The sequence below is a fragment of the Actinomadura sp. NPDC049382 genome (assembly GCF_040677125.1).
Classification (GTDB): domain Bacteria; phylum Actinomycetota; class Actinomycetes; order Streptosporangiales; family Streptosporangiaceae; genus Spirillospora; species Spirillospora geliboluensis.
Window position 1 is genome coordinate 1 of the sequence record NZ_JBFARO010000112.1, and the last position, 25996, is coordinate 25996.

General features: G+C 66.6%; 26 protein-coding genes and 2 pseudogenes. 12 read left to right on the top strand and 16 right to left on the bottom strand.

Annotated features, from left to right (window positions below):
- Window positions 1-136: 136 nt before the first annotated feature.
- From AB0K34_RS37095 to AB0K34_RS37115, 5 genes are all read right to left on the bottom strand, one after another.
- Window positions 137-1621, bottom strand: a complete 1485-nt coding sequence (locus AB0K34_RS37095) for a hypothetical protein (RefSeq protein WP_364553450.1) — start codon at window positions 1619-1621, stop codon at window positions 137-139.
- Window positions 1622-1879: 258 nt separating this feature from the next.
- A complete protein-coding gene (locus AB0K34_RS37100; protein ID WP_364553451.1) occupies window positions 1880-2332 on the bottom strand; it encodes an ASCH domain-containing protein in 453 nt (150 codons plus the stop codon).
- A complete protein-coding gene (locus AB0K34_RS37105; protein WP_364553453.1) occupies window positions 2313-4391 on the bottom strand; it encodes a GNAT family N-acetyltransferase in 2079 nt (692 codons plus the stop codon). Before AB0K34_RS37105 ends, AB0K34_RS37100 begins: the two co-directional genes overlap by 20 nt.
- Window positions 4392-4690: 299 nt before the next feature.
- A complete protein-coding gene (locus AB0K34_RS37110; protein WP_364553455.1) occupies window positions 4691-4954 on the bottom strand; it encodes a hypothetical protein in 264 nt (87 codons plus the stop codon).
- Window positions 4955-5565: 611 nt separating this feature from the next.
- Complete coding sequence (locus AB0K34_RS37115; RefSeq protein ID WP_364553456.1) at window positions 5566-6933, bottom strand: hypothetical protein; 1368 nt, start codon at window positions 6931-6933, stop codon at window positions 5566-5568.
- A 672-nt stretch (window positions 6934-7605) separates the two neighbouring features.
- On the opposite strand from AB0K34_RS37115, the gene AB0K34_RS37120 reads away from it, so the two are divergent.
- From AB0K34_RS37120 to AB0K34_RS37145, 6 genes are all read left to right on the top strand, one after another.
- Window positions 7606-8769 (top strand): HEPN/Toprim-associated domain-containing protein, encoded by a 1164-nt coding sequence (locus tag AB0K34_RS37120; protein ID WP_364553458.1) that lies wholly within the window; start codon window positions 7606-7608, stop codon window positions 8767-8769.
- A gap of 1295 nt (window positions 8770-10064) precedes the next feature.
- On the top strand, window positions 10065-10238 hold the full coding sequence (locus tag AB0K34_RS37125) for a hypothetical protein (protein ID WP_364553459.1): 174 nt from the start codon (window positions 10065-10067) through the stop codon (window positions 10236-10238).
- A gap of 151 nt (window positions 10239-10389) precedes the next feature.
- Complete coding sequence (locus AB0K34_RS37130; RefSeq protein WP_364553460.1) at window positions 10390-10764, top strand: hypothetical protein; 375 nt, start codon at window positions 10390-10392, stop codon at window positions 10762-10764.
- Entirely contained in the window at window positions 10745-12091 is a 1347-nt protein-coding gene (locus tag AB0K34_RS37135; protein WP_364553461.1) for a hypothetical protein, read from the top strand. Before AB0K34_RS37130 ends, AB0K34_RS37135 begins: the two co-directional genes overlap by 20 nt.
- A gap of 44 nt (window positions 12092-12135) precedes the next feature.
- Entirely contained in the window at window positions 12136-13071 is a 936-nt protein-coding gene (locus tag AB0K34_RS37140) for a tyrosine-type recombinase/integrase (protein WP_364553462.1), read from the top strand.
- Between the two features lie 49 nt (window positions 13072-13120).
- Window positions 13121-13750, top strand: coding sequence for a hypothetical protein (locus AB0K34_RS37145; protein WP_364553463.1), 630 nt, complete (start codon window positions 13121-13123; stop codon window positions 13748-13750).
- A gap of 857 nt (window positions 13751-14607) precedes the next feature.
- Here AB0K34_RS37145 and AB0K34_RS37150 read toward each other — a convergent pair.
- From AB0K34_RS37150 to AB0K34_RS37165, 4 genes are read right to left on the bottom strand one after another with little or no spacing between them, the layout of a single operon-like run.
- The gene (locus AB0K34_RS37150; protein ID WP_364553464.1) at window positions 14608-15027 is read right to left on the bottom strand and encodes a helix-turn-helix domain-containing protein; all 420 of its coding nucleotides are present in this window, start codon (window positions 15025-15027) and stop codon (window positions 14608-14610) included.
- Window positions 14942-15493, bottom strand: a complete 552-nt coding sequence (locus AB0K34_RS37155) for an ATP/GTP-binding protein (protein ID WP_364553478.1) — start codon at window positions 15491-15493, stop codon at window positions 14942-14944. The genes AB0K34_RS37150 and AB0K34_RS37155 overlap by 86 nt, the downstream gene beginning before the upstream one ends.
- Window positions 15494-15533: 40 nt before the next feature.
- Entirely contained in the window at window positions 15534-16232 is a 699-nt protein-coding gene (locus AB0K34_RS37160) for a DUF742 domain-containing protein (protein WP_364553465.1), read from the bottom strand.
- Entirely contained in the window at window positions 16229-16900 is a 672-nt protein-coding gene (locus tag AB0K34_RS37165) for a hypothetical protein (RefSeq protein ID WP_364553466.1), read from the bottom strand. The genes AB0K34_RS37160 and AB0K34_RS37165 overlap by 4 nt, the downstream gene beginning before the upstream one ends.
- Before the next feature lie 211 nt (window positions 16901-17111).
- Here AB0K34_RS37165 and AB0K34_RS37170 point away from each other — a divergent pair, with 211 nt between their 5' ends.
- Complete coding sequence (locus AB0K34_RS37170; protein WP_364553467.1) at window positions 17112-17312, top strand: hypothetical protein; 201 nt, start codon at window positions 17112-17114, stop codon at window positions 17310-17312.
- Between the two features lie 488 nt (window positions 17313-17800).
- Here AB0K34_RS37170 and AB0K34_RS37175 read toward each other — a convergent pair whose 3' ends face one another.
- Entirely contained in the window at window positions 17801-18418 is a 618-nt protein-coding gene (locus AB0K34_RS37175) for a Crp/Fnr family transcriptional regulator (RefSeq protein ID WP_364553468.1), read from the bottom strand.
- A gap of 122 nt (window positions 18419-18540) precedes the next feature.
- Window positions 18541-18702 (bottom strand): hypothetical protein, encoded by a 162-nt coding sequence (locus tag AB0K34_RS37180; protein WP_364553469.1) that lies wholly within the window; start codon window positions 18700-18702, stop codon window positions 18541-18543.
- A gap of 791 nt (window positions 18703-19493) precedes the next feature.
- Here AB0K34_RS37180 and AB0K34_RS37185 point away from each other — a divergent pair.
- A complete protein-coding gene (locus tag AB0K34_RS37185) occupies window positions 19494-20156 on the top strand; it encodes a hypothetical protein (RefSeq protein WP_364553470.1) in 663 nt (220 codons plus the stop codon).
- A gap of 23 nt (window positions 20157-20179) precedes the next feature.
- On the opposite strand, the pseudogene AB0K34_RS37190 reads toward AB0K34_RS37185, so the two are convergent.
- The 4 genes and pseudogenes from AB0K34_RS37190 to AB0K34_RS37205 form a co-directional block, all read right to left on the bottom strand.
- Window positions 20180-20323 (bottom strand): annotated as a pseudogene (locus AB0K34_RS37190) (abortive infection family protein); the annotation flags it as partial.
- A 462-nt stretch (window positions 20324-20785) separates the two neighbouring features.
- A complete protein-coding gene (locus tag AB0K34_RS37195; RefSeq protein WP_364553471.1) occupies window positions 20786-21289 on the bottom strand; it encodes an AAA family ATPase in 504 nt (167 codons plus the stop codon).
- Between the two features lie 183 nt (window positions 21290-21472).
- Complete coding sequence (locus AB0K34_RS37200) at window positions 21473-21733, bottom strand: hypothetical protein (protein ID WP_364553472.1); 261 nt, start codon at window positions 21731-21733, stop codon at window positions 21473-21475.
- Between the two features lie 98 nt (window positions 21734-21831).
- Entirely contained in the window at window positions 21832-22062 is a 231-nt protein-coding gene (locus tag AB0K34_RS37205; protein ID WP_364553473.1) for a hypothetical protein, read from the bottom strand.
- Between the two features lie 684 nt (window positions 22063-22746).
- On the opposite strand from AB0K34_RS37205, the gene AB0K34_RS37210 reads away from it, so the two are divergent.
- Window positions 22747-23115 carry a hypothetical protein gene (locus AB0K34_RS37210; protein ID WP_364553474.1) on the top strand — a complete coding sequence of 123 codons (369 nt, stop codon included), beginning with the start codon at window positions 22747-22749 and terminating at the stop codon, window positions 23113-23115.
- Window positions 23116-23626: 511 nt separating this feature from the next.
- Window positions 23627-24466, top strand: a pseudogene (locus AB0K34_RS37215) (DUF6283 family protein).
- Here the strand turns inward: AB0K34_RS37215 and AB0K34_RS37220 are convergent.
- Window positions 24436-25029: a hypothetical protein gene (locus tag AB0K34_RS37220; protein WP_364553475.1), complete on the bottom strand. Its 594-nt coding sequence runs from the start codon at window positions 25027-25029 to the stop codon at window positions 24436-24438. The pseudogene AB0K34_RS37215 and the gene AB0K34_RS37220 sit on opposite strands and share 31 nt — an antisense overlap.
- A gap of 67 nt (window positions 25030-25096) precedes the next feature.
- Here AB0K34_RS37220 and AB0K34_RS37225 point away from each other — a divergent pair, with 67 nt between their 5' ends.
- Window positions 25097-25264: a hypothetical protein gene (locus AB0K34_RS37225; RefSeq protein WP_364553476.1), complete on the top strand. Its 168-nt coding sequence runs from the start codon at window positions 25097-25099 to the stop codon at window positions 25262-25264.
- Window positions 25265-25296: 32 nt separating this feature from the next.
- A complete protein-coding gene (locus AB0K34_RS37230) occupies window positions 25297-25578 on the top strand; it encodes a hypothetical protein (RefSeq protein WP_364553477.1) in 282 nt (93 codons plus the stop codon).
- Window positions 25579-25996 lie beyond the last annotated feature (418 nt).

The following is a 25996-nucleotide window of genomic DNA, read 5'->3' on the forward strand; positions in this document are numbered from 1 at the left end:
CGGCTCTGGAGCATCGTCCCTGACGGCCGGGGCGGGCGTTCCCGGGGATGTTGATCTGCGAGCGTGAGCGGTGCACAGGTCGTGTGCACCTACTGGCGAAGCCCGTTCGAGATGCGGGCTCGATCGTGCTCCTCGATCACTGAGCAGCAGCAGGTGTGTCCATCGCCAGGCGCCGCAAGGGGTAGTGCCTCCACGCACGGTCCGTAATCGGATTGGAGGCGAACGTGTGGCCTGTGAAAACTTCGCGCAGGTGAAAGCTCTGGTCCTCATGTTGATGGTGATGCAGCAGGAGACGCGCCGCGGTGGTGCTGGTGACGCTTACGAGCCTTTCCAGCTCTTCGGCCGAGACGATATAGACCGGCGTGGAGGTGGCAGGCAAGCGATTGTAGGCATTGATTAAATAGAAGGGCTCGAGGGTGACGGCTAGGCCTAGAACTGGTCGTTCGGCAGGCTGGATGTGCGCGTAAGCGGGATGGCCGTCGCGTAGGTATCCGGCCACGGCCTCGATCTGTTTGGCCGCTTTACCCACCTTTTCCCAGTCGCTCGAGGCCCTCTCCAAATCACCTAGCCGGCTCGGCTCAGTCGGCATGGTCGCCTTTACCTCGACCAAGAGGACCAGTTCGGTCGTCTCTACGATCCAATCGACGCTCTTGAGTTGCTCGCCCTTACGTCCGGCCTGGGCCTGAATTTCCCCATGCAGGGTGGCGTCGGGCAGCAGTTTCAAGTTGCGGCCGACGTAGGCTTCGAACAAATGTCCCAGATCGCGTGCGAACGCCATCCCGTCGTTGGCAGCGCCGAAATGGGCGCGGCCGGTGAAGTACAGGGCAGGCGGGGCGGACTTGGCCCAGAGCAGAGACGGGCTCGGGCACAGGTATCCGGCTCCGTAACCTTTGAGCAATGGCCGGTCGCATAGTGGGTTGAAGGTGAAGCGCCTCAGATTTTTAGGGGCCTGAAGGCGGCGGGGCTCTTCGGCCTTCTTGAAGGCTGCCGTATCGATGGCCAGATGCCGGTCGACGACGTCCTTCAAGGTCGTTGCTCCGACCACATCGAGGAGTCGTTCGGCATCGGTGCTGGAGACTCGATCCAGCAGGACGCGTCCGGCTCCCGTCAGCGCGCATGCGCTGGCAATCTGAATCGCGGTTACATATTCGGCGAGCGAACAGCCGAGCATGTTCTGTTCCCAGTCAGCCTGACCCAGGACTTCGAGTTTCTTGGATGTGTAGGTGTCCAGCAGGATCGCCGCCGAGCGGGCCGGCGCAAGGTAGCCATCTGCCTGTAGCCCGAACTGCTGGCCGATCAGCCGAAGAAGTAGGGCCTCCAGTGGGTCCTCGGGTAGGCGTCGATTACCGTGCAGGGTGAAGGCGGAGTGAATCCTGCGCAACTTGTCGATGCTCGCGGCACCGGCCCGAAATTCGTTACTGTGGACGATGCTAACCCGAGCTATGTCAGCTAGGGCCCATTCCTGCCAGGCATGAATCGGGCTCTTGCCCGCCCGGCGTTCCTCGGTTGCCCACACGCCCGCCTGCGCCACAAACGGTAGCAGTGAACTAGGTGGAAACGCCCGGACGAGTTGGATGTAGTCGTCGTCAGTGACGAACGAGTAGGAGTACAGACCTGCCATGAAATTTGCCCTTAGTGACTGCGGCTTGATCGAGTCCTCGCTCTAATGTTAGCGACCGGACGTGCGACGCTGGGGCATGCTTCTGGAGAAGCACCGAACTGCCTCCTTCAGAGCCAGCGACGTGGAAGATGGTACCGACTGGGTATACGGCAACTACACGTTTTGCGCTAGTGGCGCATCTCAGTAGGACGCATGGGTGTCTACCTGGAAAGCGGATAGGCTCTCCAGCGCCACTGGCTGTGCTTCTTCGATGGACTCTCAGGCCAGAGTGAGTCGAGAGCTCAATGCGCCGAGGGTGCCGGGTGCAGAGGGCGAAACGAAACAATAGCTCTGGGGCGGATGGAAGGGCTGTTCGCCGCGCAGTTGCTGCAAGGTGACGGGCCGGTCGAGGCGTTTCGGGAGTTCGAGGGTGATCGCGGAAACGGAATCAACACCTTCGAGATAGTTATCGTATTCCGCTCGTGTGAGCGCGATGCTCGAAGAGTGCCGGAGCCATATTCGCTGCTGTTCATCCCGCTCGACAGATCGTACGCGGGCGGTGCCGATGATGGCCATCACTGGAGAACTAGCGTAAATCAAGACTGCCGCACCGGGCGCGAGCGCCACACGCTGGCGGCGAAGTTCGACGGTCTTGGTGCCGGAGAGGATGGCGTCGGCGAAACGAGGCTTGAGTGACAGAAGGATGGCCTGCCTAGTGCGCTCTGTGCCCATGGGTGCCTCCGCGGTAGATCTCCGTGAATAGTTCCACGCTGATCCTACGTGGTGCTTGCACGTTACCGGAAAGCCCCCCTTCTGTGAAGATCTTCAGCATTTCGCGACCTGATGGTGGTTTGTCAAATATTTCCGTGTGGGTGAATCTGAGGGCTTGGGCGTTGCCGTCTCGAGCGACGGACGAAATGTTGTCCTGTGTCCAGACGCCGAGTCTTCCGAAGCGGGCGTGGAGCGCCTCGGGGGTGCCGGTGACGACTTCCTCCAGCAGGGAACAGCCGATGACTGCGGACGGCTCCTTCAGCCGACCGCTGCCCTGGCTCTTGTACCACAGCAATCGGGCCGGAGCCTGCATCTTGGGCGGGCCTGGGGTGCGATAGTAGACGTGCTCGCGGCCCAGGCCCCACTCCTCAGTCCGGAACAGGGGCAGGGACTGAGGCACATCGAACAGCATTGTCGACCAGCGCGGCTGGATGGCCACGATGTAAACCGGCAGTTGAGCGTCGATCACCTTGGCGGGCCAAAGCGCACGCTCCACTTCTGCGGAGCCGAAGACGCCCATGCCGGCGGCCAGGGTGAATCCGAGCCGGATTCCGGCCCGACGGGCCCCCTCCTCGGCTGCGGCCTGGATCTGCGAGGCAGGCCCGATCTGGTCGATCATCAGGGCTAACAGCGCTTGGCCTGTGTCGGTGAATCCGTCGGTTAGTGCGGTTCTGCGGACGGCTGCGCTCAGGTGCGGATCGGTGATGGACAGTACTGTCGCCTGTCGGTTCCGGCTCTGCTGCCGCAGATCGAACAGCAAGTGTTGAACGACGGTGGCGGCGACGGGGTGGCGTGCGTCCACACGCAGCAGCGGGACCTCCAGGCGCTCGTCCGAGAGGCCGGTGACGTACAGCAGGACCGGCCGACCGTCAGGGTCGCGGATGACAGTGCGGTTCCAACGTCCGGGGGAGGTCGCCGCGATGCGCAGGGCCTTCAGAAAGTTCCTCTTGGACTCGCGTTCGGCGGTGTTCTGGAATACGGAGAGTTGAGTCTCGCTCTCTGCGGAGACCTCGTGACGGCTGTAGCCCGTTCCGTGCAGGTCCGAGAGCCGGTACGAGGCGGGGCGGGTGAGTTCGTCGATTCGCAGCACCACGTCGGCTGGGCGCAGCACGCTGATCCCCAGCGCGGCCGGGGCGGTGCCGTCTGCGAGGCGGATCAATTGCTCGTCGCGGGTGACGAACACCTCCGCGTCGCAGGCCGCCGCCTCACCCAGATGCCTGGCATCCTGCTGATCTTGCGGTGTCGCCGGATACGACGGTTGCCTGAGCTGGACCAAGTCGATCCATGCGCGGGTCAGATCGTCGGCCAGGTGCCGATCACTAACGGGCTTGTAGTACTGGCTGCCCTCGGCCGAGGCCAAGTACCGATTCCGGTCGACGTCGTCAGTGATGTCGGCGACCTCACGATAGAGTTGGGGGGTTGCGATCAACTGGAGTTTGTCCGCGAGGTGGTCCTCGACCAGGCTCAGGCTTTCCCACGCACCCTTGCGCTCGGGCCGATCGTGCAGGTCGCGGAGGATGTTGAGGTCGATCGCCGCCCGTAGCAGCGGCGGGGTGTCGATAGTGAAGAGATCGACATGGCCGGGATTGCGGCGGTACCAGACCGTGATGAGCGCTCTGTCCGCGCCGCGTCCCTCGACTTCCAAGCGCGGACGGAAACCCAGACTCGTCCACATGTCATGGAGCTCATAGTCTTTGCGGCAGTTCGCTCTGATGCCAGCCCGCATCGGATAACGGCTGCTGATGTGCTCGACGAGCGCACGGGCGATGCCCTTCTCTCGGAGCGACCTGTCCACGACGAGATGAGTGAGAGTTACCTCGTCACGTGGAAGGCCGTATAACGCGTAGCCGACCACTTGGTCACCTGCCATCGCGACCAGCAGCCGCTTCTTTGCGGCGGCATCGAAGTACGCCGCCCGAGGAAGAAGGCCGACGGTCTTCCGTGCCCTGTTGCCCAACGTGATGGCGATGGCGACTCGCGGATCCGATTCGCTGACTAGTTCGAACTCAAGCCCCTCCATGATACCTCCGGTAAGAGCTATATCATCCAATTGCCCCTAGCTCTGCCTTCACGCCTCGAGGTGGAGTTTTTCCTGTCCCTTTTGGGTGTAATGTTCGGCGTGAAGATGACTCAAATTGCCGGTCCTGCCCGGTTGGCGACACAGGCAGTCAGCCCCACCGAACCGGGAGGTGTCAGGGCCATCGCTTTCGGTGGAAGCCGCCCAGCGTCGGTGGCCGTCCTTAGGTGGACGTGGCAGACTGAGCAGGGCACGAGTGTGCCGCGAGCTAGTCCAGCAGCAGCGGCTCACTGCGTTTCTGATCAATGATCTGACTTCATGCTCGTTGGCCAGTGGGAGAACGAGGCCATGCGGTCCCGGTCCCTCGGGCTGTCAGATGTGCGCCCAGAAACGCAACTGTTCACCAATTGATCAAGCACATAGGATCGGGCGGGAGGCGACGTGGATGTCGCGACGTCACCGTCGGGCCGCACCGGGATCACCACGCCAACGTGGGTGGCGGGAATCAGGTACTGCTGGACCACGGCGTTGACCAGATGGTGGGCCGTCGCGGTGTTGGCGGCCATGAAGACCCAGTCACCCTGGGTGAGCGCGTTCGCCGCAGAGGTTGGGGGGCACGTTCAGATTTTCTTGCTGGGCCAGCGTGGGATGCGACCGGTCCTGACTGGCCAGGTCCACCCAGGAAAAGCCGACCTGGGCGGACCTCCGGCGGCAGTGCACCGCCAGGTAGCCCGGGTTCTCCTGCTCGGCCAGCCAGCTCCAGCGCGGTGTCCATGAGTTCCAGGCTCAGAACCCGGTGCCCCTGGACGCCGGGGATGTAGTCGACCCCGTTGATGGCCAAGGAGGACGTGCCGGGCCAGCAGCCGGCGGCGTGGGCCCTGCGATTTCTCTCGTCAGCAGAACGGCGCCGCGCTCATCCAGCGCCACTCGGTAGGGATTCGCCGTCACGAGTGAAATCCGGAGCCTCATCGCAGGCCCATCATGACTTCGAAGTTGCGCAGCATAGTTTGCGAACGGCGTGGCGGGGTTGCGGTATTGGTACGGCCCGCTCACGTACGCACGGGCCCGCTGTTCCTGGCCGAGTCGCAGTGGCCGCCGCCTTGGAACGCAACGCAGCAACTCGTCGCCCCGGCAGGTCCCTCGTTCGCCGGTCCTTCCATCGGGCTTGACCGAGCGGCTACAATACTCCGCTGCCGCTCAGTGCGTTCTCCAGGCCGGGATAGCGGTAGTAAGGATCGTCGGCTTCCTGGTCGTGCACTGAGGTCAGGAAGTCGCCGAACACCGAGATCCGAGCCGCACCGAGGTGTGTAGTGGCGTGTAGCAGCTCGACGGCGATTCCGGGCATCTGCATCGCGCGGCGGCATTGATGGTTGGCTGACCATGCATTGAGGGCTTCCTGCAGTAGCTCAAGGGAAAGGTGGCTGGCATGGGCGAGCAGCATCTGGCCGACCTGTTCACCGATGCGGAACATCCCCGCTTCGCACAGGCCACCCACGATGGCAGGGAGATAGTACGGATGGGGATGCAGGGCGATGACGGTCATCTGGGCGGAGACCGGAAGGGCACTGAAACGTGCTTCCAGACGCGGGAGCCGCTTTCGCGCCTCTTGGCTGCGTACCAGCGCATAGGCTGCTGCGTCTTCGGGGGCTAGAACTTCCCACCCTTGGGTGTCGGGAAGGGTGTCAAGCAGGCCTTGAAGCCGATCGGCCAACGGCTCGTCGATATTGTCCCAGAAATAGTCCTGAGCGCCGAGTCTGATGAGGGCCCGCAGTTGCATCATGCCGTCAAGTCGCTGGAAGCGGTCGAGTTGCGCTGCGAGGGCGCTGCGGACCGGGTCGCGGTCGCGCATTGCGAACGCCGACAGTGCCACTGCCATTCGATCGGCGATCTCGACGGCGCTGAGCCCGGGGCCAGGGTCCAGTTCCAGAAGTGCGTGTTTGGCGGCGAGCAGAACGATGTTGCGGCGGGTCGCCGGTCGTGCCCGATCGTAGAACGCCGCCTGCAGGTGCGCGGTGGAAGCCACGAACATCGGGTCGCTGACGTGCCTGGTGAACTCCTGCACCAAGGCGCTGCCTTGCGTCGGGGGGTGGATGAGCAGGGTGCTCAGCGCGACGGCGAGGTGGCCGCGTGCAGTGTCAGAGAGCGGCGTGTAGACCTCTCCGAACGCGCGCAACGACGGATGCACGCACAGATGCCGATCCTCACGGATGCGAGTGAGTTCGCGGGCGCCGATGCCATCGACTAGCTCGCACTTCTCCGCCTCGCTCAGCAGACTCGCTTCGATCAACTGCATCGCACGGACGCCTTCGACGCTGAGACCTTTGTCCTGCGCGGCCGCAACGGAGGAATGAAATGATGCTGCCTGAGCTTCCCCGTCGGTAGCCAGCGTGGTCAGCTTGGTGATGATGTCCGCGGTCACAGCGGTCCAGGTCGCGGCGATGCTCGCCCGGAAAGCCCCGGCGTTGTAGCAGCGCAATGCTTCGCGCGCCAGCGGCCGCACCTCCGGCGACCACACCTGCTCGACCAGGTTTTCCAGATCCCCCACCGCGCCCTCCTCAGCCCGCGTGACGGAACCATACCGCCGTCGGTGCCCGGCTCGGTGTTTGAGGACCTGGATCCCGTCCGCGCCGCGACGGCCGCAGCCCAACGAAGTGGATCCCGGCCGTTCGCGTACCCGCCGCAGCATCACGGGGCTCGGCTCGGCCGCCTTCACGGCGCCGACAGCGGCGGTGGCACCGGTTACTTGCGCGCACGACCCACTCCAGAATCGCGGGCATCCCGCAAACCGTGATCTAACTCCTGTGTTCGGGCACTTGCTCACGTTGGGTTTCGTATATCTGACCCTGATGTCGCCGTCCCAGCAACGAGCCAGCGGAAGATGAGTTCGAAGAGTCCATGAATCGGCGGGGACGTGGTTTATTGTGCGGGGACGGCGAGGCGGAGCGATACCAGGATGCGATCCTGGTGCAGGCCAGCCGTGTCGTTCAGGTGTGCAGAGATAACGGAGGTTAACGGACGCTGACCCGGCTCGACCGGTGGAGGCTTCGCCATCGGCTGGAAGCCGGGGTGCAGTATCGCATGCGCTGAGACCTCCCGATCAAAATCTAATTTCTGGGCGCTGTTGCCGCGAACTGTGGACACAGGGCAGCTTAAGGTAGCACACTTATCTTCCAGATAAAGGGTGAGCAACGCCGTCCAATGAGAGGAGAGAGTAGCTGTGTATTCCGAGGTGGAGATCGGGAACTTGCGATTCCTTGCGAGCATGTCCGGCTCCGGCTACGATCCCGATATCGCAGCTCTGTTCACCGAAGCTGAGCGGTACCACAGGGTAGTGCCGCCAGAAATTGGCGGCAACGACTTCGAGACGATTGATTATGGCTATCGCGCCGAAGCTCAGCATGTGCGGCAGCGTCTGATAACGCTCGGCTATAGCTGGGAGCGGGCCTGGAGCGACCTGACGGTGGCAGTGGAGAGATGGCGTCAGGAAGCCCCGAGCCGACGCCGCGGCGAGCGCAGACCTCGGACTGTCGAGCAAGAGTTCGAGGAGTACAGGGAAAAGCTCGAACCTGGCCCGCATAATTGGGGCGAATTCAACCCGCTCGGGATACAGCGGCATATGGATCCCCGCAGTCTGCTACGCCTCATGCTCGACCATGTTCGGGGCGACACCAAGGTTGCTCTCGACTTCATCGAGGCATACGACTCCACGCCCGACCGTCCCATCGCCGCGATGGCGCGTGAGGCACAACTTGGCGCATCGACCAGCGCCCCAGTGATCGTCTTAACCGAAGGTAGGACCGACTCACGGCTGCTAGCCAAAGGCATGCAGGTCACCCATCCGCACCTGATCGGCTTCGTCACCTTCATCGATTTCGACGGTTTCCCTGCTGAGGGAGGGGCCAGCGCCATGGCCAAACTGGTGGTGTCGTTCGCCGCCGCGGGCGTCGCAAACCGGGTCGTGGCCATCGCCGACAACGACCCCGCAGGGCTCGAGGCCGTCGCCAAGATCCGGCACACGGGTCAGCTTCCCGCCAACTACCGCATACTGAACTATCCACCCCTAGAGTTCCTCAATAGCTATCCGACGTTGGGGCCCTACAGCGAAGATCCGGTCGAGGCTGACATCAACGGCAGGGCGGGGGCCCTCGAGCTCTACCTCGGCCGTGACATCCTGCTAGCCGACGGCGAATTGATCCCGGTCCAGTGGACCAGCTACCACCGGAAGCTCCGCATGTACCAGGGTGAGCTCCTCGAGAAGACGGAAACCCAGAGACGGTTCGAGGCTAAGGTCGCTACTGCCCTCGGTGGTACTGCTGCTGCGGATGCTGACTGGAGCGGCATCCATGCCATCATCGAAGCCATCATCACCGCCTTCGCCTAACGCCCATATTCGGTGGGATCACGGCGGTGGACCGTGCTCGTCGGCGCCGTGGGAGGCTTGATCCATGCCGTCGCCGAGTACCGGTGGCCGGACGAGGTGGGCCACCGTCTTTTGTGTGATGGTCTGCCATCACCTGAGGCCGGATCCCGATGATCGCCAAGGCTGGCGGGCCTGGCTCAGTGGGGTGGCCCGGTTCGACGCAGATGCTGAGGCTCGGGGCCTTACGGTCCGTCGCCGGCCGGCAGTCGTCAGAGCAGCCAGGAGCGGTCACGAGACCCAGCCAGAACATGGCAGGTTCGCGTCGTCGTGGCTGAACTCGTCGGAATCTACGGCAAGCGCACCTTGCTGTCGACCTCTTCCGCAAGGCCGCTCTGGACGGCGCAGTCCAGTCTGAGCCCTGGCTCGCCCGGGCCGCGCTGCTCTACAGCGCCCTGCAGGCAGCCGACGAACTCGCGGCCACCCTCGCCGACCTGGGTCCGGTACGTTCGGATGCTGCAGCCCCACCAGGCTGCCGACATCGCCGCGCGGTTGCTCGCGACAGCGATGGAATCCGTAGGAGCCGACCCGGCCATGGCTGTGATGCTCACTGCGGCCGCACGCACCGGTCTCACCCAAGTCCGACGACCCCGAGCAGCCGGCGCTCCCCGATCCGCTACCGCTGTGCGCGCAGGTATTACGCGACGCCTACATTGAGCAACTCGCCCCAACGGATGCTGCTCAGCGGGTGGGGTCGTGGTTTAGTGCGCACACCAGGAGGCCGAATGTTGGTGGTCCAGACATTCATCAATTAGGTCCGCCATCCCATCACGCTGCCCCACATCGTCTGCGGGTGAGGCATGGCTACAGGCCTGTTTCACGGCGATCCGACCCACTGTGGCGCGCTCGGCCTCGTCGTCCTCAGCAGCCGCGGGTCGGCGTGGCCGCGCAGGACCGATGCTAGTCCGCCGCCCTCCTGCGGGCACTGGACGAACGCGTAGTCGGCGAGCGGGCCTGGACCCTCAATATCGAGGAGACGGCCTTCTCCGGACGACACAGCCACTATTTCGAGGAGAGCGTCGCTCCACCGAGGGAGGCGATGAACCAAGTCCTGGCTGATCGAGCGTTCGAGACACCATGCCGCTCCGGGAAGCCCGTGCCCACCGGAGAAGCAATCCTCCTACCGTGCAGGTAGGCCCCTATGCCGGCCCCTCTACCGCTGCCCGACGGAGACTGAAAAATGATCTTGCTTAGTGTGGAATCCGGCGAGGCGAGGCCCTTACGTTGCTGCTGCTCAAAGAGTTTCGTCAGTACCCCACGTGGCCGCCGAGGGACAGAGCGTCGATCTGGACGACCTGGCCACCGTCTCGCCCTATATCACCCACACCGTCCGCCGGTTCGGCAACTGGACGCTCAACCTCACCCCGCCCGATCAGGCCCCGGCCACCCGGCTCGACCTCGAACCGCGCGTGCTCTTCGCGCCGAAGACCTGAGCCACTCGTTTCTGTGATGTGACAGGGAATGGCCCATTCCCTGTCACGACCGCATCCGGCCGTCACCGGCTCAGGTGTTCTCACCTAGGTCGTCGTCGCTGGGCCGTACGGTCGAAGCCGACACATTCCCTGTCACATAAGGCGGTCTTACATGCCTGGCGAGGACACCATAGAACGCGACGAGATCGTGCGCCTGATGAGCCTGTCCGACGACACGCTTTTGGCGGAGCTGGGCTCAAGCGCGCACGCTGCGTTCCCGCAGGACGCCCTGAGGAGGGGCAGGCAGGTCCTCGCGCGGCTTCGCGACGCCTCCCGGGAGGCCATTTGCGGTAACGCCAGGATCAAGCAGATCGCGCAGGATGGCGACAAGGTTGCCCTCGCCGGAGCGATCGCAGATCTGCTGGCGACCCAGTTCGCCGTCGCTCCGGCGGCGACGGTGTCGGTGCTGCTCGTGCGATCCGGGGTGACCGACTACTGCAGCGCGTACTGGAGCCCTGAGGCTGGCGATGGCATTGACCGCCGATGAGGTTGCCGCGCGCGCCCGCAACGCTGTCATCACCGCAGATGATCATTACTACCTACCCGGAGGAAAGCTCCTCGACTGGCCGGACCACCCGGACTTCAACGAGAGGCTGTTCTCGCCTATCAGCGACATGCTCGCTGAGTACCCGCACCTTGCAGACGATCTCGGATACGCCTGGGCGGCCGACCGCTCCGCCTATCGAACTTTCATGGAAGTGGTATTCCAACGCCATGTCCTAGAACTACTTGCGGACGTCGATCCCGGCCATCCCGGCTTGATTGACGCGAATCCGGTCGCCGCCCGGATGGCCATCAACCGAGATTTCGTCTCCTATGCCCAGCCGGGTCGCGACCTGGACTTCATCTTCATCGGGCGCGGGTTCATGGATGTCCTCAAGTACTTCACGGAGATGACGCTCGACATCATGGACCTAGCCCCCGCCGCAAATGGTCAACACTCTTGGTGGGGACCGGCGAACCTGGAGGACATCTGCCGGAGCCACTCGCAAGGGGTAGCGGAGGCCGTCATCACGTTCTTCAATCGCTCGACCAAGGTGTGGGAGGAGGAGTTCCCCAGCGGAGGTTCCCCGATCTGGGACAGGCTCAGGGCAGCGCCCGGCCTCATGCCGTACACCTACGACGCGGTGGAGTCGTTCATCGTGGCCCATGAACTGGCCCACCTGCTGAACCGGCACGATGTACGGGACAACACGCCCATAAAGGAGGTCAACGCTGACTGGGCTGCGATCTCTCTGCAAACGGCGCGGCACGGCACTCAGAAAAAATTGCTGGGCTCGACAGAACCGGCCGCTATAGCATTAATCCTCGGCGGACCAGGCTTCTACTTGCTAGGCAGCCTCTTCTATCATATCACAGCATTTCGCGAATGGGTATATTCTAAGCCCATCGAGCCACACTTGGAAACTATCATCCAACTGAACGTCAGGAAGATCCTCTATCGCGAATTCATGGCACACCTCCATGGTACGTCGACACTGCACTATGTCGACCAGTGCGGCCAAGCCATCTCAAGGATCATGGAAATCTGTTACGCGTCCTTGTACGGCATTTCACAAGGGCGCAGTGCGAAGGCCGCGGGAAAGCTAGTTCCATTCATCGACGAAGACCCCTTCGCGTGCATGTGGGACGCTGACCGTGCGACAGGAGACCTCTTGCCACGCGATTTGCTGCGGTGCTACGGCCCCGCGAACGCGCAGTGGTCCGCGCCCGCCAGCATCGACGAGGCCATCAGGGACGCCATCGTTGAAATCCTCGATGAGTACCTTGGTGATTCGACGGATGGCGGCGGCGCTTCGCGAAGCGGGCAGTGAACGGAGACGAACGCGTGACCGGGCATCGACCGGCGGCAAGTGGCATGAGCGGCCGTACCGTCGTGCCGCTGGCCGACACCGCTCTGGGCGAGGCCGCCGCGGCGTTCCTAGCCCGCCGCGACCTGGACGCCGACACGCTGCGCTCCTACGGCCAGATGCTGCGGCGGCTGCGCCGCGAGCTCGGCGACACCGTCCCGCTCGCCGGGCTGACCGCCGACCAGGCCGCCGCGGTGTTCACCGCCGCGTGGGACGAGGCGGCCCCGCGGACCTGGAACCGTCACCGCTCGGCGCTGCGCTCGTTCACCACCTGGGCGGCCGGCCGCGGCTGGGTCACCACCGACCTGGTCGCGCTCATCGAGCGGCGGCCGGAGAAACGCGACCGCACCCGCGCCATCGATCGGCACACCGTCGAGGCCCTGCTGGCCGACCCGAAGGTGCCGATACGGGACAAGGTGCTGCGGCGGCTGGCCTATGAGTCGGCGGCCCGCGCCGACGAGGTCCTGGCGCTCAACATCGAGGACCTGGACCTGGCCAACAAACGTGGCCAGATCACCGGCAAGGGCGGCGACACCCGCTGGATCCACTGGCAGTCCGGCACCGCGCGCCTACTCCCGCGGCTGATCGGCGGCCGGACCAGCGGCCCGCTGTTCCTGGCCGACCGGCGCCCCGCACCCGCACGCACGCCCGCGGCCGCCGACCTGTGTCCGCACACCGGCCGCGGCCGGCTGTCCTATGAACGCGCCGAGTACCTGTTCAAGCAGAGCACCAAGAAACACGACCGGCGCAAACGCGGGTTCACCCTTCACCAGCTCCGCCACTCCCGGCTCACCCATCTGGCCGAGGACGGCTGGTCCGTCCCGATGCTGATGGGGCTCAGCGGTCACACCAACATCCGTTCGCTGGCGATCTACACCAACGTCACCGCCGAAGCGGTCGGCGCCGCGCTCGCCAAGCAAGACCCCGCTCGTCGGCACCGCTGAGGAAGCGCTGGCGCCCGGCCACGTAGCCCGCGCCGCCGAGTTGGAGCGCATGTCCCAGGAGACCGACCCGACGAAGCGGACGGCGCCGGCGCCGCTTCAGCTGAACGAGGTCGTGTATGAGCACGGCCACACCCGCGAGGTTCTGCCCTACGACAAAGTCGTGAAGCGGTACGGGCCGGTCCGGCCGGTGATCGGGGCGCCGTCCGGCGACTACGACCGGTTGCAGGCGGCGATCCGCGGGGCGGGCCGGACAGCGCTCGGCAGGATAGCGGCCGCGCTGCATGCGGTCGAGCAGCAGCTGCAGGCCGAAAAGCCGCCGCCGGTGCCGACCAGCGGGCCGATCCAGCCGGAGCAGCTGGTTCGCCGCGACCCGTTGACGGCGGGGCGTCCGGGCTCATGGGAAGCCGGCGACTTTCTCGACCTCGTGTGGACTGTCAGCCCGAACGTCGGCGGAGACGAACTGGATGAGGAGCTCTACCGCGTCGGCATCGAGGTCTTCACGATGTGGGCGACGAGCCCGGCGGGGTACGTCGAGTTCGCCGAGACGCTCCCCTCGGTGCTCGCCGACGTCGTGGACGAGGGCGACGGTGTCGGTGCGATCGCGCAGGACTGGCTGCTCGACCTCGATCGGATCCGGGTGTGGGCGGCCTCCAAGACCATGAACCACGCCGGGTACTGACTGGCGGGCCTGACCACCGTGGCGTAGGCCTTCGTCAAGGCCGATACGTGCGTGGCGCGCATCGGCCTTGATGGCCCGGGGGTCCTGAAGCTACGGCGAGCCGCAGGGTAGCGGTCAGCGCGGCGGGGGCGCGGCGGGCTTGCCAGCGGGTGAGTGCTCGGGTGAGACGCGGGTGTAGCGGCTATCCGCCAGTGGGTAAACCGGTGTACGGTCTGGGAACGCTATGTACCCTGACTTAGGTCATCCCTTTTGGAACTGAGTCTTAAGGGTTGACCTGGGATAACAGCATAAGAAGAGGGCCCCCGCGGCGTCGCCGGCCAAGCTGCCGCCGCAGGGGCCCTGCGCGGGAGGCCCTTCGGCTCGTTGCCTCGTCAGAGGAACGGCCAGGGGCCTTCGCCGTTCAACCAGTCCCGGACCAGCCGAGCGACCGCGACCGCAAGGCGCCCGACGCCGGCGAAGGTCGTGACCTTCTGCCAGTTCGACGTGCTCTCAGCGGGGGCTCGCCGCGTGCTGTTCCGGGTGGTGCGACGGCTTGGCACCTCCCGATCACCTCCTTCTGTCTCCGGCTTGAGGGCCGGATCCCCGCCGACAAGTGCCGGAGCGCCTGGAGGTGATGGGCGACACGGTACAGGGGCCCGCAGATAACGGGATCCCGTCGCACCCTCCTCACCCGCCTGAACCGTCCGCGTTGGGAGCGTTGGGAGCGTTGGGAGCGTGCAGAGTTCCCAGAGCATCTGAGATCCGCCAACGCGCGCGGATGATTGGCCTGGTCAGGTGGCATGTCCGCAGACCTCAAGGTGGTGTTGGCCGTATCCGGCCACGACACGCCGAGCAGGGCACGGTTGGCGATGGGCGCCTCACGGTTGCTGCTGTCCCGCCCGAGGACGTCCTCGAACACCGTGCGCGGGCGACGTGCGTCCTCGGACCGCCCAGCGCCTGCCCAGGGGGCCCTGTCCCGGGTGTGAGCGAGTCACTCCGATCATGACCAGCGGCAACTGATCCGAATTACCTGCAGGCCCTAGCCAGCCGACGGATTCCTCGATGGCACGCGCGCGACCCGCGGCCTCGGGGACGTACTTATACAGCGTGGTGCGCGAGACGCCCAGCAGCCGCGCGATCGAGGACACGCTCTCCTCCGCCCGTCCAGCAGCGCGCGCCCGGCGGACCTGCCGGTGGTTGTTGCGAGGGATCTTAAGGTGGCGTCGGGGCATGGAGCGACATGACGTGCTGGACGAGGGCGATGAGGACCTGCTTGGCCGACGTGCGGTTGCGTGCATCGCACTCGACGATCGGTACGTGCGGGCTGATCGACAGGGCGACACGGATGTCATCTGCCGCGTACTGGAACTCGCCATGGAACCCGTTGACGGCGACGACGAACGGGAGTCCGACTCGTTCGAGGTACTCGAGTATGTCGAAGCAGCTGGCCAGGCGGCGGGTGTCGATCAGCACGACCGCGCCGATCGCGCCCGTGGCCAGGTCGTACCGCATGAACCAGAAGCTGCTCTGGCCAGGCATCCCGAACAAGTAGAGGATCAGCTCGCGGTCCAGCGACACCCGGCCAAAGTCCAGGGCGACCGTGGTCGTGGTCTTGTCCTGCACCGCCGACAGGTTGTCCATGTCGGCGCTCGCGGTGGTCACGAGCGCCTCGGTTGTGAGCGGCGTGATCTCCGACACCGACCCGACGAAGGTCGTCTTGCCGACGCCGAAGCCACCACCGACGACGATCTTGACCGAGACCAGGTCGGGGTTTGGGCCCTGCGGTCCTGGCACCGGTGGCCGATCAGAGCTTGCGGAGTCCATTGAGCACCCTTTCGAGCAGGCCGAGGTCCGGCTGCGTACCGCTGGTGCCCGACTGGTGCAGCCGTAGGAACCCTTCGAGAACCATGTCGGCGGTGAGGGCGCGGGCAATCTGGAGAGGGATCGAGAGCATGGCCGACACCTCCGCGACCGAGTGCGCCGACCGGCACAAATCCATGATCGCCCGGTACTCAGGCGTCAGCGTGGAGACGTCGCGCGGCGGATTGGGCACTGCGGTCACCAGGGCTTCGACGGCCAGGTTTGCGCGCCGATTGAGCCGGCCACCGGTGACCGCATAGGGACGCACCAGCGAATACGCAGCGGAGTCGCCCGCCGCTACCAATGAACGGAAGTCGTCCTGCACGGCCGTCATGGACGGCCCGGAGGCCGATGCGGAGGCGCCGTAGGCCGGTTGGCCGACTTCCGACGGTCCCTCGGCTTCGTCGGCCCCCCCACGGTCGTGTACGCCCAGATCCAGTTGCTGCCGCGTGCGTGCTCGCTGGTCAACGACCCGCTGCTCGGGCGCTGGATCGGCGGGGCCGGTGCGTAGGCCGGCGCGCTGGACTGCGGCCTCGGCAAGGTCACGGGGAGTGCGTTTCCGCAGCTTGGCCGCTGCTGGGTCGCCCAGGGAACTTGCCTCCAGCAAAGCGTTGAGCCGTTCCAGGTTCAGGCCGTTGCTCATGATCGCTCTCCCCTCTTCCGGCGGAAGCGATACAGCGCACCCTCGACGGAACGGGCCGTGGCGTCTTCTCCGATCAGCTCGGCGATCTCGGCGTGGTTGTAGCCCAGGGAGGTCAGGACGAGGGCGGCTCGCAGGGTGTGGTCTGGCAGGCTTGCCAGTGCACGGTCGGCTTGGTCGCGGTCGGCCATGAGGTCCTCGGGCCCAGGACGGGAATCCGGCCAGCGTTCGTCGAGTCCGCTGTCGGGGGACCGTATCCCGTCAAAGGCCCGCAGCCACTTCTTGTAGGTGTCGGGGAACTGATAAGTGCAGTGGCCGATGAAAAAGGTGCGCAGGCTCGCCCCCTTACCGGGATCCCAGCGGCCGCTTCGCAGGTGCTGCTGGAACGAGCGGATCGCGACCGCGACGGTCTCCAAGGCCAACTCCAACTGGTCGTCCTTCGACCAGGTACCCGTGGGGGGACGCGGTAGCTTGATCCCTTTCTCGGCGCATCGCACAAAGATCATCCCGGTGTGCAGCCAGGCGGTGAGGACGGCGAGCGCGTAGGCCGCCATCTCCTCGGCGAATCGGGTATATGCCGGCCCCGCGAAGCCGTGGGCGGCCAAGAACTCCACCAGTTCCTGATCGGCTTTGTGACGCGCACCGTCGTCGTCCTCGGGGACGTCACCCATCGACACCTCATCCACCTGATCGGGGCCCGAGGCAACCCGCGAGCCGCTGCCCTAATCCTCTGCCTCCCCTACTCATAGGCGTCCGCGAGCGCCGGCCCCACGCGATTGCGGAAAGTCGTCCCAACACGGCCACCGCATGGGCTCATGGCGGCGAACAGCCCTATGCGGTCAACAAGAAAGCACCCACCTCCTGGAGTTGAAGGAGCCGTTCATGGCCACACCCGAACCCGACAAGCCGCTGATGACCGTACGAGCTGCGTTGGTGCTCACGCTCGGTGTGCTGGCCGGCATTGGTGCGGGCCTGCTTACCTTCGCCTCCGGACGCGGCCTTCCCGAGTCCGTTTTGAGTGGCTGCGCCTCTGCAGCCGCAGGACTTCTGCTGTTCAACCAACTCGTCGCTAAAGACCAGTAGCCGCGGGGTGTCACGCCGTCCGACGCCGCATCACACGCCAAGGAATGCTTGTTGTGGTGGACTACACGGCCGGGTGACACCGTCCACAGCTCCGAGATGTTCCGCCTCGCGCGCGGCACCGGCCGCATCCTCGACGTGCCCGACATCCTCCACCGCGACCAGATCGCGCTACGCATCCACGACGGCGCGTTCTGCGCGATGGACCTGATCGGCTCGCGCTCGCCGATCTCCACGGGGCCGATGGCCGCGCACGTCCAGGGCGTAAGCGGCGACGTCGACCTGACCGACACCCGCACGATCCACGCTGCGGAAGCGGAGGTCCCTCGCCAAGGACGACCTGGAGGGCGGCGGCGCGGCTCCCTGACAACGCGCGCCCGCTGGGCTGGCGGCGGATCGGCGCGGCCCGGCTCCAGACCAGATCCAGGTGCCCGCCCGCCGCGGCGCCTGGACGGAGCCGTGCCGCTTTGCGGCGGTTTTGTGCGGCTTCCTCACAAGTCGCCTGGGGAGAAGCAGCCATCGGCGCCACCGATCTCCGCGAACTCGGCCAGCCGCCGGATGTCGCCGACCAGGATACGGCCGCGGTTCGAGCGCACCAGATCGCGCAGGAGCGGGGATGCCAGTGCTTTCTGCACGGTGCCCTCTTGGGCGCCGATCAGCATCGCCAACTCCCTCTGCCGCAGCTCAACCAGGTAGTGCCCGTTCAGCTTGCACGGATATCTGTCCACTTGGCGGAGCAGGGCGCGGGCCAGACGCCTTTCCACGTCGTAGACGCCGGCGTCGCTGCGGTGAGCTTCGGCCTCGTGCAGGCCATCGACGAGTGTCCGCAGCAGTTGGGACCTCGCCGAGGGGTACTGCCTCAGAAAGCCCTCGAATGCGGCGTGCGTGAAGACCCGCACCACCGAGCGATCGCGCGCGGCAACGGTCGCTGAGTGAGCGCCATGGTCGATGAAGGAGAGCTCGCCTACCAGGTCGCCCGGGTAGTGCAGCGCCAGCATGACCATCTCGCCGTTCGGCTCGATCCTGGTCCGGCTCAACCGCCCCTCCACGACCACACCGACCGTCGAAGCCGGCTGGCCCTGAAGGACCAGCGTTTCGCCCGCCTCCAACACGCGAGCGTGGCCAGAGCGCAGCAGCGCGTCCCTGGCAGGCGCCTCCAGCCTGCTCAGATACGACCGTGACGCCCACACGGGCCGCGCCGGTTCACGTGGGTGTGTCATGCGCCTGGCGTTTACGGACCAAGCAGGAGAGCCATGGCCTCCGGCCCGTACAAGACCACCGGCAGCACCAGCAGCAGAGAGGCAAGTCGAACGAGAACCTGGGGGATCTGCTCAGCCGGGGTCCGGTGGACAACGAATCCGGCCAATACCAGATAGCCGAGCGTGATGATCACGGCGGCGAGTGTAACGGCAGAACTGTGCGGCGGCATCGAGGGGCGCTCCTGAGGTCTGCTTGACGGGGATCTTGCGCATCCGCAGCAGAACCGCAGTTAGAAGGCGGGCCCGACTCCCCCGAAAGGAAGGGCCGGTGTGCAAGTGCCCGGTGAAACCCCTCAATCCGCGTCGACCACGAATGTGGGGAGGCTACGCCAACAGCATCAGAAAGAACAGAGGCAGGACAAAAAAGGCATGGCAGAAGACGGCAACACCGCCGAGCTTGCACCCTCGGCCGTGGCCGTCCTCTGCCGATCGGCGTGATCCCCGTCAAGAGACCTAGAACGCCATCAGCTCCGGAAGGGTCCTCGGAACCCCTCACGGCGCTTACGCGGATACTGCCACCGACCGGGCGTCGCTCCACCCGCATTAATGCGGGTAGCGGCTACAAAATGTGCCCTGACTTAGCATCCCGGCTTCAGCTGGAGACCCGATCGAGGCCGACGACGCGGGGACGAACGCTTGAGTTCCGGCCTTGTCGCGTGAGGGCCGAACCGCAGGTGCTGGTCACGCCGCGTGCGCGGCGGCCGGGGGCTCCGGGTACCGGGCCGCCGCACCACGTCCCCGACGCAAGCTTCCCGGACAGACGGGCGAGTGTTCAGCGAGCGCTGGCTGGGCGAAGTCGCGTGCACGCCGCAGGCCGCGGTCCCCTCGGCGTCCGTGCCGAGGCCGAACCGCTCCCCCGGGATTCTCGACGGCCTCCGGGGAAAGGCCTTTGGCGGGCGGGCGGCGGCGCGGTTGGATGCCGAGTATGTCGATCGCGGGTGAGTGGTACAGCTCGGGCACGTTCTGGACCGGCGCCAGCGCGGCCGCCACGCTGCTGGTGGGGATCGCGACGGTGGCGGTCACCTACCTGACCCGGTTCGCCCGGCAGCGGCTGGAGTACGGGCTGCGCACGGTCGCGCCGCTGCTCACCGCGCCGGACGGGGTCCGCGACGGCCTCGAACTGCGGCACCGCGGTGTCCTCCTAGAGCGGCCCTTCCTCGCGGAGGTCGTGCTGGCCGGCTGGGGCCGCCGTGATGTACCGCGGGACGCGTTCGACAACGGGGAGCCGATCCGCCTGGACCTGGGGGTGCGGATCGTGGAGCTCCTGCAGATCACCGCCACCGACTCGGTCTCGGCCACGCCTGTCCCCCCGGCGCGCGTCGACGGAACCGAGCTGCTGATCGGCCCGGCGCTGATCGGCAGGCGCCAACGCATCGTCATCACCTGCCTGACCGAGGACAAGCCGCGCGAGGTGAGCTGCGCGGCTCCGCTGGCCAACGCGCGCGTTCGGCGGCGGGTCCGTGATCCCGAATCCGTGGTCACCCCGCTGGGGGAGGTCGATAAGCAGTCGTTCCTGGTAGGCGCAGTGGGGGCGTTCCTGGTTCTCGTCATCATGGCCAAGTCGGTCTACGACACGCTCAGCGGATAACGGTTCTTATCCGCCGACCCGCGTCAGGCGGTGTCGTCATGCCAGGGTGCCGCCGGGTCGGCGAGCGTCTCCAGCGTCACCTCGCACCAGGTGCTGGCGGCGTTAACGGCCAGCCGGGCGTGCCGCGGGGACAGGCCGGAGGGGGCCGAGTGGCGGCCATGGCCCGAGCCGTACTGGTATCGCCGTGGTGCTCAGCACAGCCCTGAACCACGAACGCCTCGTCTCCACCTGGAGACGAGGCGTTCGTGCCATCCCCTCTAAGGGGCGATGATCACGCGAATAGATTCGGGCTCCAGCGGAAACCGAGTCAGTTGCGAACCCTCTGAGGGTCTATGAGGTCTCTGACCCCAGCACCGGATAGCCGGGCCCGTCACAGATATGGCCGGATCCGGCGCTAGCGGACGAGAGCGAGGGCCCGGCAGCCGATGATGCGGTCGGCGTCGTCCAGGACCGGCTCGTCCGGGTCAACGACGTACAGCAAGCCGGAACGGGCGCGGGCAGGCCGGTCACCGCCGGGAATCGGACGGTCCAGGGGTTTGGATGCTCGGCCGAGTCCAGGCCGTAGTCCTGCATGATGCCGCTGATGAAGTTCCAGAAGAGGTTGTACGACGGGTTGGGGCAGCGGCGGTTCATCGCGGCCTTCGCTCGCTGTGCTCGCCGCTGGGCGGTGCGGGCATTCCGAGGTTGCTCAGCTCCGTACGGAGCCGTTTGAGGGTGTGCAGGCGGTGCTTGAGCGTGATCAGGTCGTTGATCCGCTCGCGCGTGACGTTGACCGTCAGGACGAGGATCGGGCCGTCCCCGGTCCACGGTCGCAGGACGAGGTTGCCAACGTCGTCCGGGGCGGCGTCCAGGCCATGCGGGGCGAAGTCGAGTCGGAACTCGGCGCCGTCGGGGTCTTTGATGGGGCCAGTGAAGATGCGCTCGATTTCGTCGGCGTCGGCGGGCAACGGGAAGAGGAGGGCGGCGCGGTTGTAGGCGCCCACGCAGTCGTAGGCGGCTTGCAACGGCAGGCCGTCCACGTCGATCGGGATGGCGTCCGCTGTCGCCTGGCCCAGGGCCTCCCTGAGCCCGATCGAGGTGGTGGTCTTGCCCACCCCGCCCTTCTGGTTGCTGAAATTGTCAGCCTTGGTCATCGGGACGTCTCCTTGCCGTCTTGGGCGTCGGGATCGAATGCCCCGCATTGGAAGTGCCGGCCGCCAGGACACCGAACACCGCCCACATCCGATCGGTGGACGGCGCCAACGCGACTCGTCCGAGCAAGGCTCACGCCGTTGGCCAGCCAGCTGCTGCTCAAGAGCCCAGACCAGTGGGGTGCCCTACCGCTTGCGCTTCTTCTTCGCTTCTTGTTGGTGTTCCTGGTCATCGACGTCCGGCCACCCTTCCCCTGGCTGCGGATCCGGATGGTGCCCGGTCCCGAACGAGGTGCGCCAGGGGTTGAGGAACGAGCGCAGGTGCCCCTCGTAGACGTCGATCGGCTTACCGGCCAAGACACGCGCCTGACGGCGGACCCGCCGATCGCCCTCGCACCGGGCTTCCTCGGCCACTTCGAGCAGATAGGAGTGGATGGCCGCCGCCACGGTCAGGATGCGACCGGGGACAGCGGAACCGCGGCCAGGCCGTCATCGACACCGAGCGGACCGGAACCGCCGGGTCTGCCCGCTGGAGCCCGGCTCAGCTAGATGCCGGTCCCGAACAGGGTGGCCAGGGCTTGTTGCACGGCTGCGGCCACGCTCGGGGAAAGCCCGCCGATGATCGAACCTAGCGGGAGGCCCGGAGTTGGGGAGGTGGTGGCGGTGTGGGTGGCGGCGGCAGGGGCGGCGTGCGCCGGGCCGGTGAGGACGGCCAGCGCCAGCACGGCGGCCGCGGTGGTGGCCGCGGCGCGGAGCAAGGGGCGAGAGGTGCGCATGAACAGCTCCGATTACTATGCGTGGTTGATCAGTCACTGTTCTACCAGTTCGGGGTGGCGGGCAGGAGGCGCAGCCCGCCCCGATACCGGATCGGTACGCAGCGCAGCGCGCGGGCCCGCGTCCGGGAGCGGCCCCTTCGACTGATGATGTCTTTCCGATGGCAAGCCTTGCACCGATCCACCTGCCGAAACTGCGTGCACGCGACGGTCTGATCACTACTGCGTTGGGCGCCTCGGTGACGTCGCGGCCATGGAGGAGCTGCGGCGCCAGATCGAGGCAGAGCGCGGACGTCGACACCCAGCGCGAACGCGCGGCCGCGGCCGAACAGCGCGCGCGACGCCGAACAGCGCGCGCGACGCCGAACAGGGCGCGCGGGACGGACGCGGCGGTCGATGATGGTCCTCTGCCCTGGCACGACGCCGCGGTCGCCGCCCGGCGCGTGGGCCCGCCTCGCCCCCACACGCGACGGAGTCCGCAGCGACTACCGAGCACGGTGTTTCGGTCGAAACACCTTCTTGCTGCGGATCAGCGCCCCGACCTGACCGGATGCCGCGCCGGGACCTTCCCGGTCCCATTAGTGCAAAGGCGCCCGCACCGTAGCCGCCCCACCCCCGCCACCGCACGCCGACCCGCCAGGACAATCACCCCCGACCACCTGCGCGACCACCCCCGACCCCGCGAAGATGATCCCCCTGGACACCTACGCGTTCCTGCTCAACGACGAGCACGCCCCCGGCGCCGCCGCCGAGACCATCGCCGCCGCCATCACCGCCATGCCCGAACGCGCCCCACTCGCCGCGACCCTGCACCGCCTCCACCAGAAACCCGGAACCCCCGGCAGCACCTGGCTCGTCATCCTCCGCCTCCCCGCAACCGTCCAACCCGGCACCGCCCTCCGCCTCCGCGTCGAGAAAGCCGCGAACACCGCCCTCGGCCGCGAAACCACCACCACCGAACTCCCGCCCGGCACCGCCCTGCACGACGCCGCGGCCGCCGCACTGGACGTCTACGACACCGAACGCGGCTGGATCACCCCCACCCCCCAGCACTGAACCTGACCACCGGCAGGGCAACCGCGATCGGCGCGGCCCTGGCCGTCCCCACCTGCACACTCCTGGCCATCGCCATGGCGACCCGCCAGACATGGCTGTTCTCCGTCGTCATGCTCGTCCAACCCCTCCCGACCGGCCTTCTCGGCTGGGCGGCGCTGAACGTGATCGACCGCCCCGGCAGGATGACCCGCTGATGCCCGTCGACACCGCCCCCGACCCGAACCTGCCGCCGCCCCCGGCGGCACCAAACCCGTCCCCGACCCCTGCCCCCACTGCGGCGCGACCCACCGCCTACACCTGGTCGAGCGACTCCACGCGCTGCCCCTCACCGCCGGCTCGGTCGCCGGAGCACAGCCGAAACGCCTCGCGACAGCCCGCATCATGCTCGAATGCCGCTCCTGCGAAGCCACAGCCCCCCGGCCGCTGCCCGAACCGACCAGAGGGTCTGCGCCACCCGCACCTTCGCCAGCAAACGGGGTGCCGGGCGGACCGAACCCCAGGAAGGACAGCCATGCAACGCTTCGAGGCGCCCGCGCGGCGCCCCTGCGACACCTGCCCGTACCGTCGCGACGGCCCCTCCGGCATCTGGGACCGCACCGAGTACGCCAAGCTCCCCCGCTACGACCAGCCCACGATCGAGCAGCCGGAGGCGGTGTGGCGCTGCCACACCAGCCCCGTCCGCGTCTGCGCGGGCTAGGCGGGCTGCCACGACGGCGACGAACTCATGGCGCTGCGGATCGCGGTGCTGCTGGGGGCGATGACGCCCGAGACCGCCGAGGCGGTCCGCGACTACACCTCCCCCGTCCCGCTGTTCGCCTCCGACGCCCAGGCCGCCGCGCACGGCCTGCGCGACACCGACGCCCCCGGCCCGCAGGCCCGCGCCGCGATCGCCAAGATCGAGAACCTCCGGAACGCCTCCCGCCGGCCGCTGGCCGCCGCTCGACCGCGCAACGACTCCGGCGCCGTCGTCCCGGACGCCGGCCGGGCAGAGCTGACGCGGCGCGCGACCGCACCCCAAGATCGACAACCAGGAACTCACCGCTTAACCTGCAGAAACAGGATCACGCGGAGGCCAACTCATACACACTCCGCTGGACGTGACCCCCTGTCCTACCTCGCGGGCGTGTTTGCCCCCGCCCGCCGGCGAACTGGACGGCGTGGCGGGTGGCGGTGTCCGGCTGGTCCAAGCGCCAGATCCGGCATGGCGCGGTGGGTGCGGCGCCGTTCGAACCGCACGCCCCGGGTCACCGCCGGCGGTGATGTCGCGCAGGGCGTCGTTGACCACGGAGGCCAGCAGGCGGGCCAAAAAGTGATCATGGGTCAGTGCCACCCATGCGCGTCCGGCTGGTAAGGCCGGTAGGGCCTCGGCCCGGCGAACGGAGCCGGCGTCACCAGACCATCTCCCGGCCAGAACGGCGCCCGCGCCACGAACGCGCGGACATGCCCCTCCAGTTCGCGCAGGCGCTCCGCGCGGTCGGCGCCCCCGTACTCGGTGCTCGTCCCGTCCGGGTGGTGCATCGTGAGCGTGGTGTGCGGGCCGCCTGCCAGCAGTGCCGCCGACACCTGCGGCAACCCCAGCGGCATCGCATCGCACCGGTCGGCGCGCGCGAGGGTCACCACGGCGTCGGTCACCCGCTCCCAATCACCTACCGCGCCCCACAGTTGGCCGCCGTTCAGCTCGTAGGTCAGCGTCGAGACCGGCACCACGCAACCGGCGCTGCGGTCGGGGAACTCGGTCAGGCACCGGTACATGCGGCCGCCGTCAGGCTGCGGCACCAACGGATGCAGGAGCGTCGCCGCGTGCACGATCGTGGCGTTGATCGGCACCGGGTGCCGCGCCTCCTCATAGGGCTCGTGCAACGTCAGCAGATACACCTCGACGCACTCGCGATCACCATCATCCAGGCCAGCCATGCGCGGCACAGTAGCGGTCCAACGCGCCGGCCGTCTCTGTCTTCATGGCGGGACATCAGCTGCCGAGATGATCAGTGCTCAGGACCCGGCAGTCGCCGCCGACCACGTTCAGATCTACATCTACTCCCACGTCGACTGGGGTGATGGTCCAGAGGACAGCCCCTACCTTGAAGCGCTGGCCGACGCCAAGGACTCCAGGCGCTATGTGGGGTCCTGGCGGGGGCTGATGACCTGATCACACCCGGTCAGTACAGCTGGAAGACCCCGATGCGGGTGGAGATCTGGACCGGTGAGCCACCGGCCGATACCAGCGAGTGGGACAACGAGGTCGACATCAATTTCCACGCCCCGACGGGCGGCATCACCTTCGAGCCCTCCGGCGGCAGCACCCACATCAACGGCGCTTCACTGCCGGCGGGGGGATACTGCATGCGAGTCTCCGGCCGCGGGTTCGGCGACCCGTCGACGAACACCCCTTCGGCCGACTCCTACCGCCTCCGACTGTGGCCACGGCTCCAGGACTCGCCGGCGGCTCTCCGCCGGAATTGACCGCACTGGGGAAGCCGCTAGGCAGTGACAGCCACAAGTTCGAGAGGCAGTCGGAAACGGCTCCGGACCTGGCGTGGAAGATGATCTTGCTTAGCGTGGAATCCGGTGAGGCAAGGCCCTCACGTTTCCGCTGATCAAAGAGTTACGTCAGTACCCCACTCGGGGGTACAGACGAAAGTCGTGGCCCCACAGTGACGAAACGACCCCGGAGCAGGCAAGCTCCGGGGTCTTCGTCGTTACGGAGGCCAGTCTCCTGTGACCGCAGGGACCGAAGGGGCGGACGCGCAGCAGAGCACCCCGGCCCTCGGGTCCGGTTTGTGGTGGCCCACCACAGCGGCGGCGTGCACGGTGTGCCCACGCGGCCCATCCACGAGCGTCAACTCGAGGACGACATGCTGCGCCTGCAACGGGCGGCGTC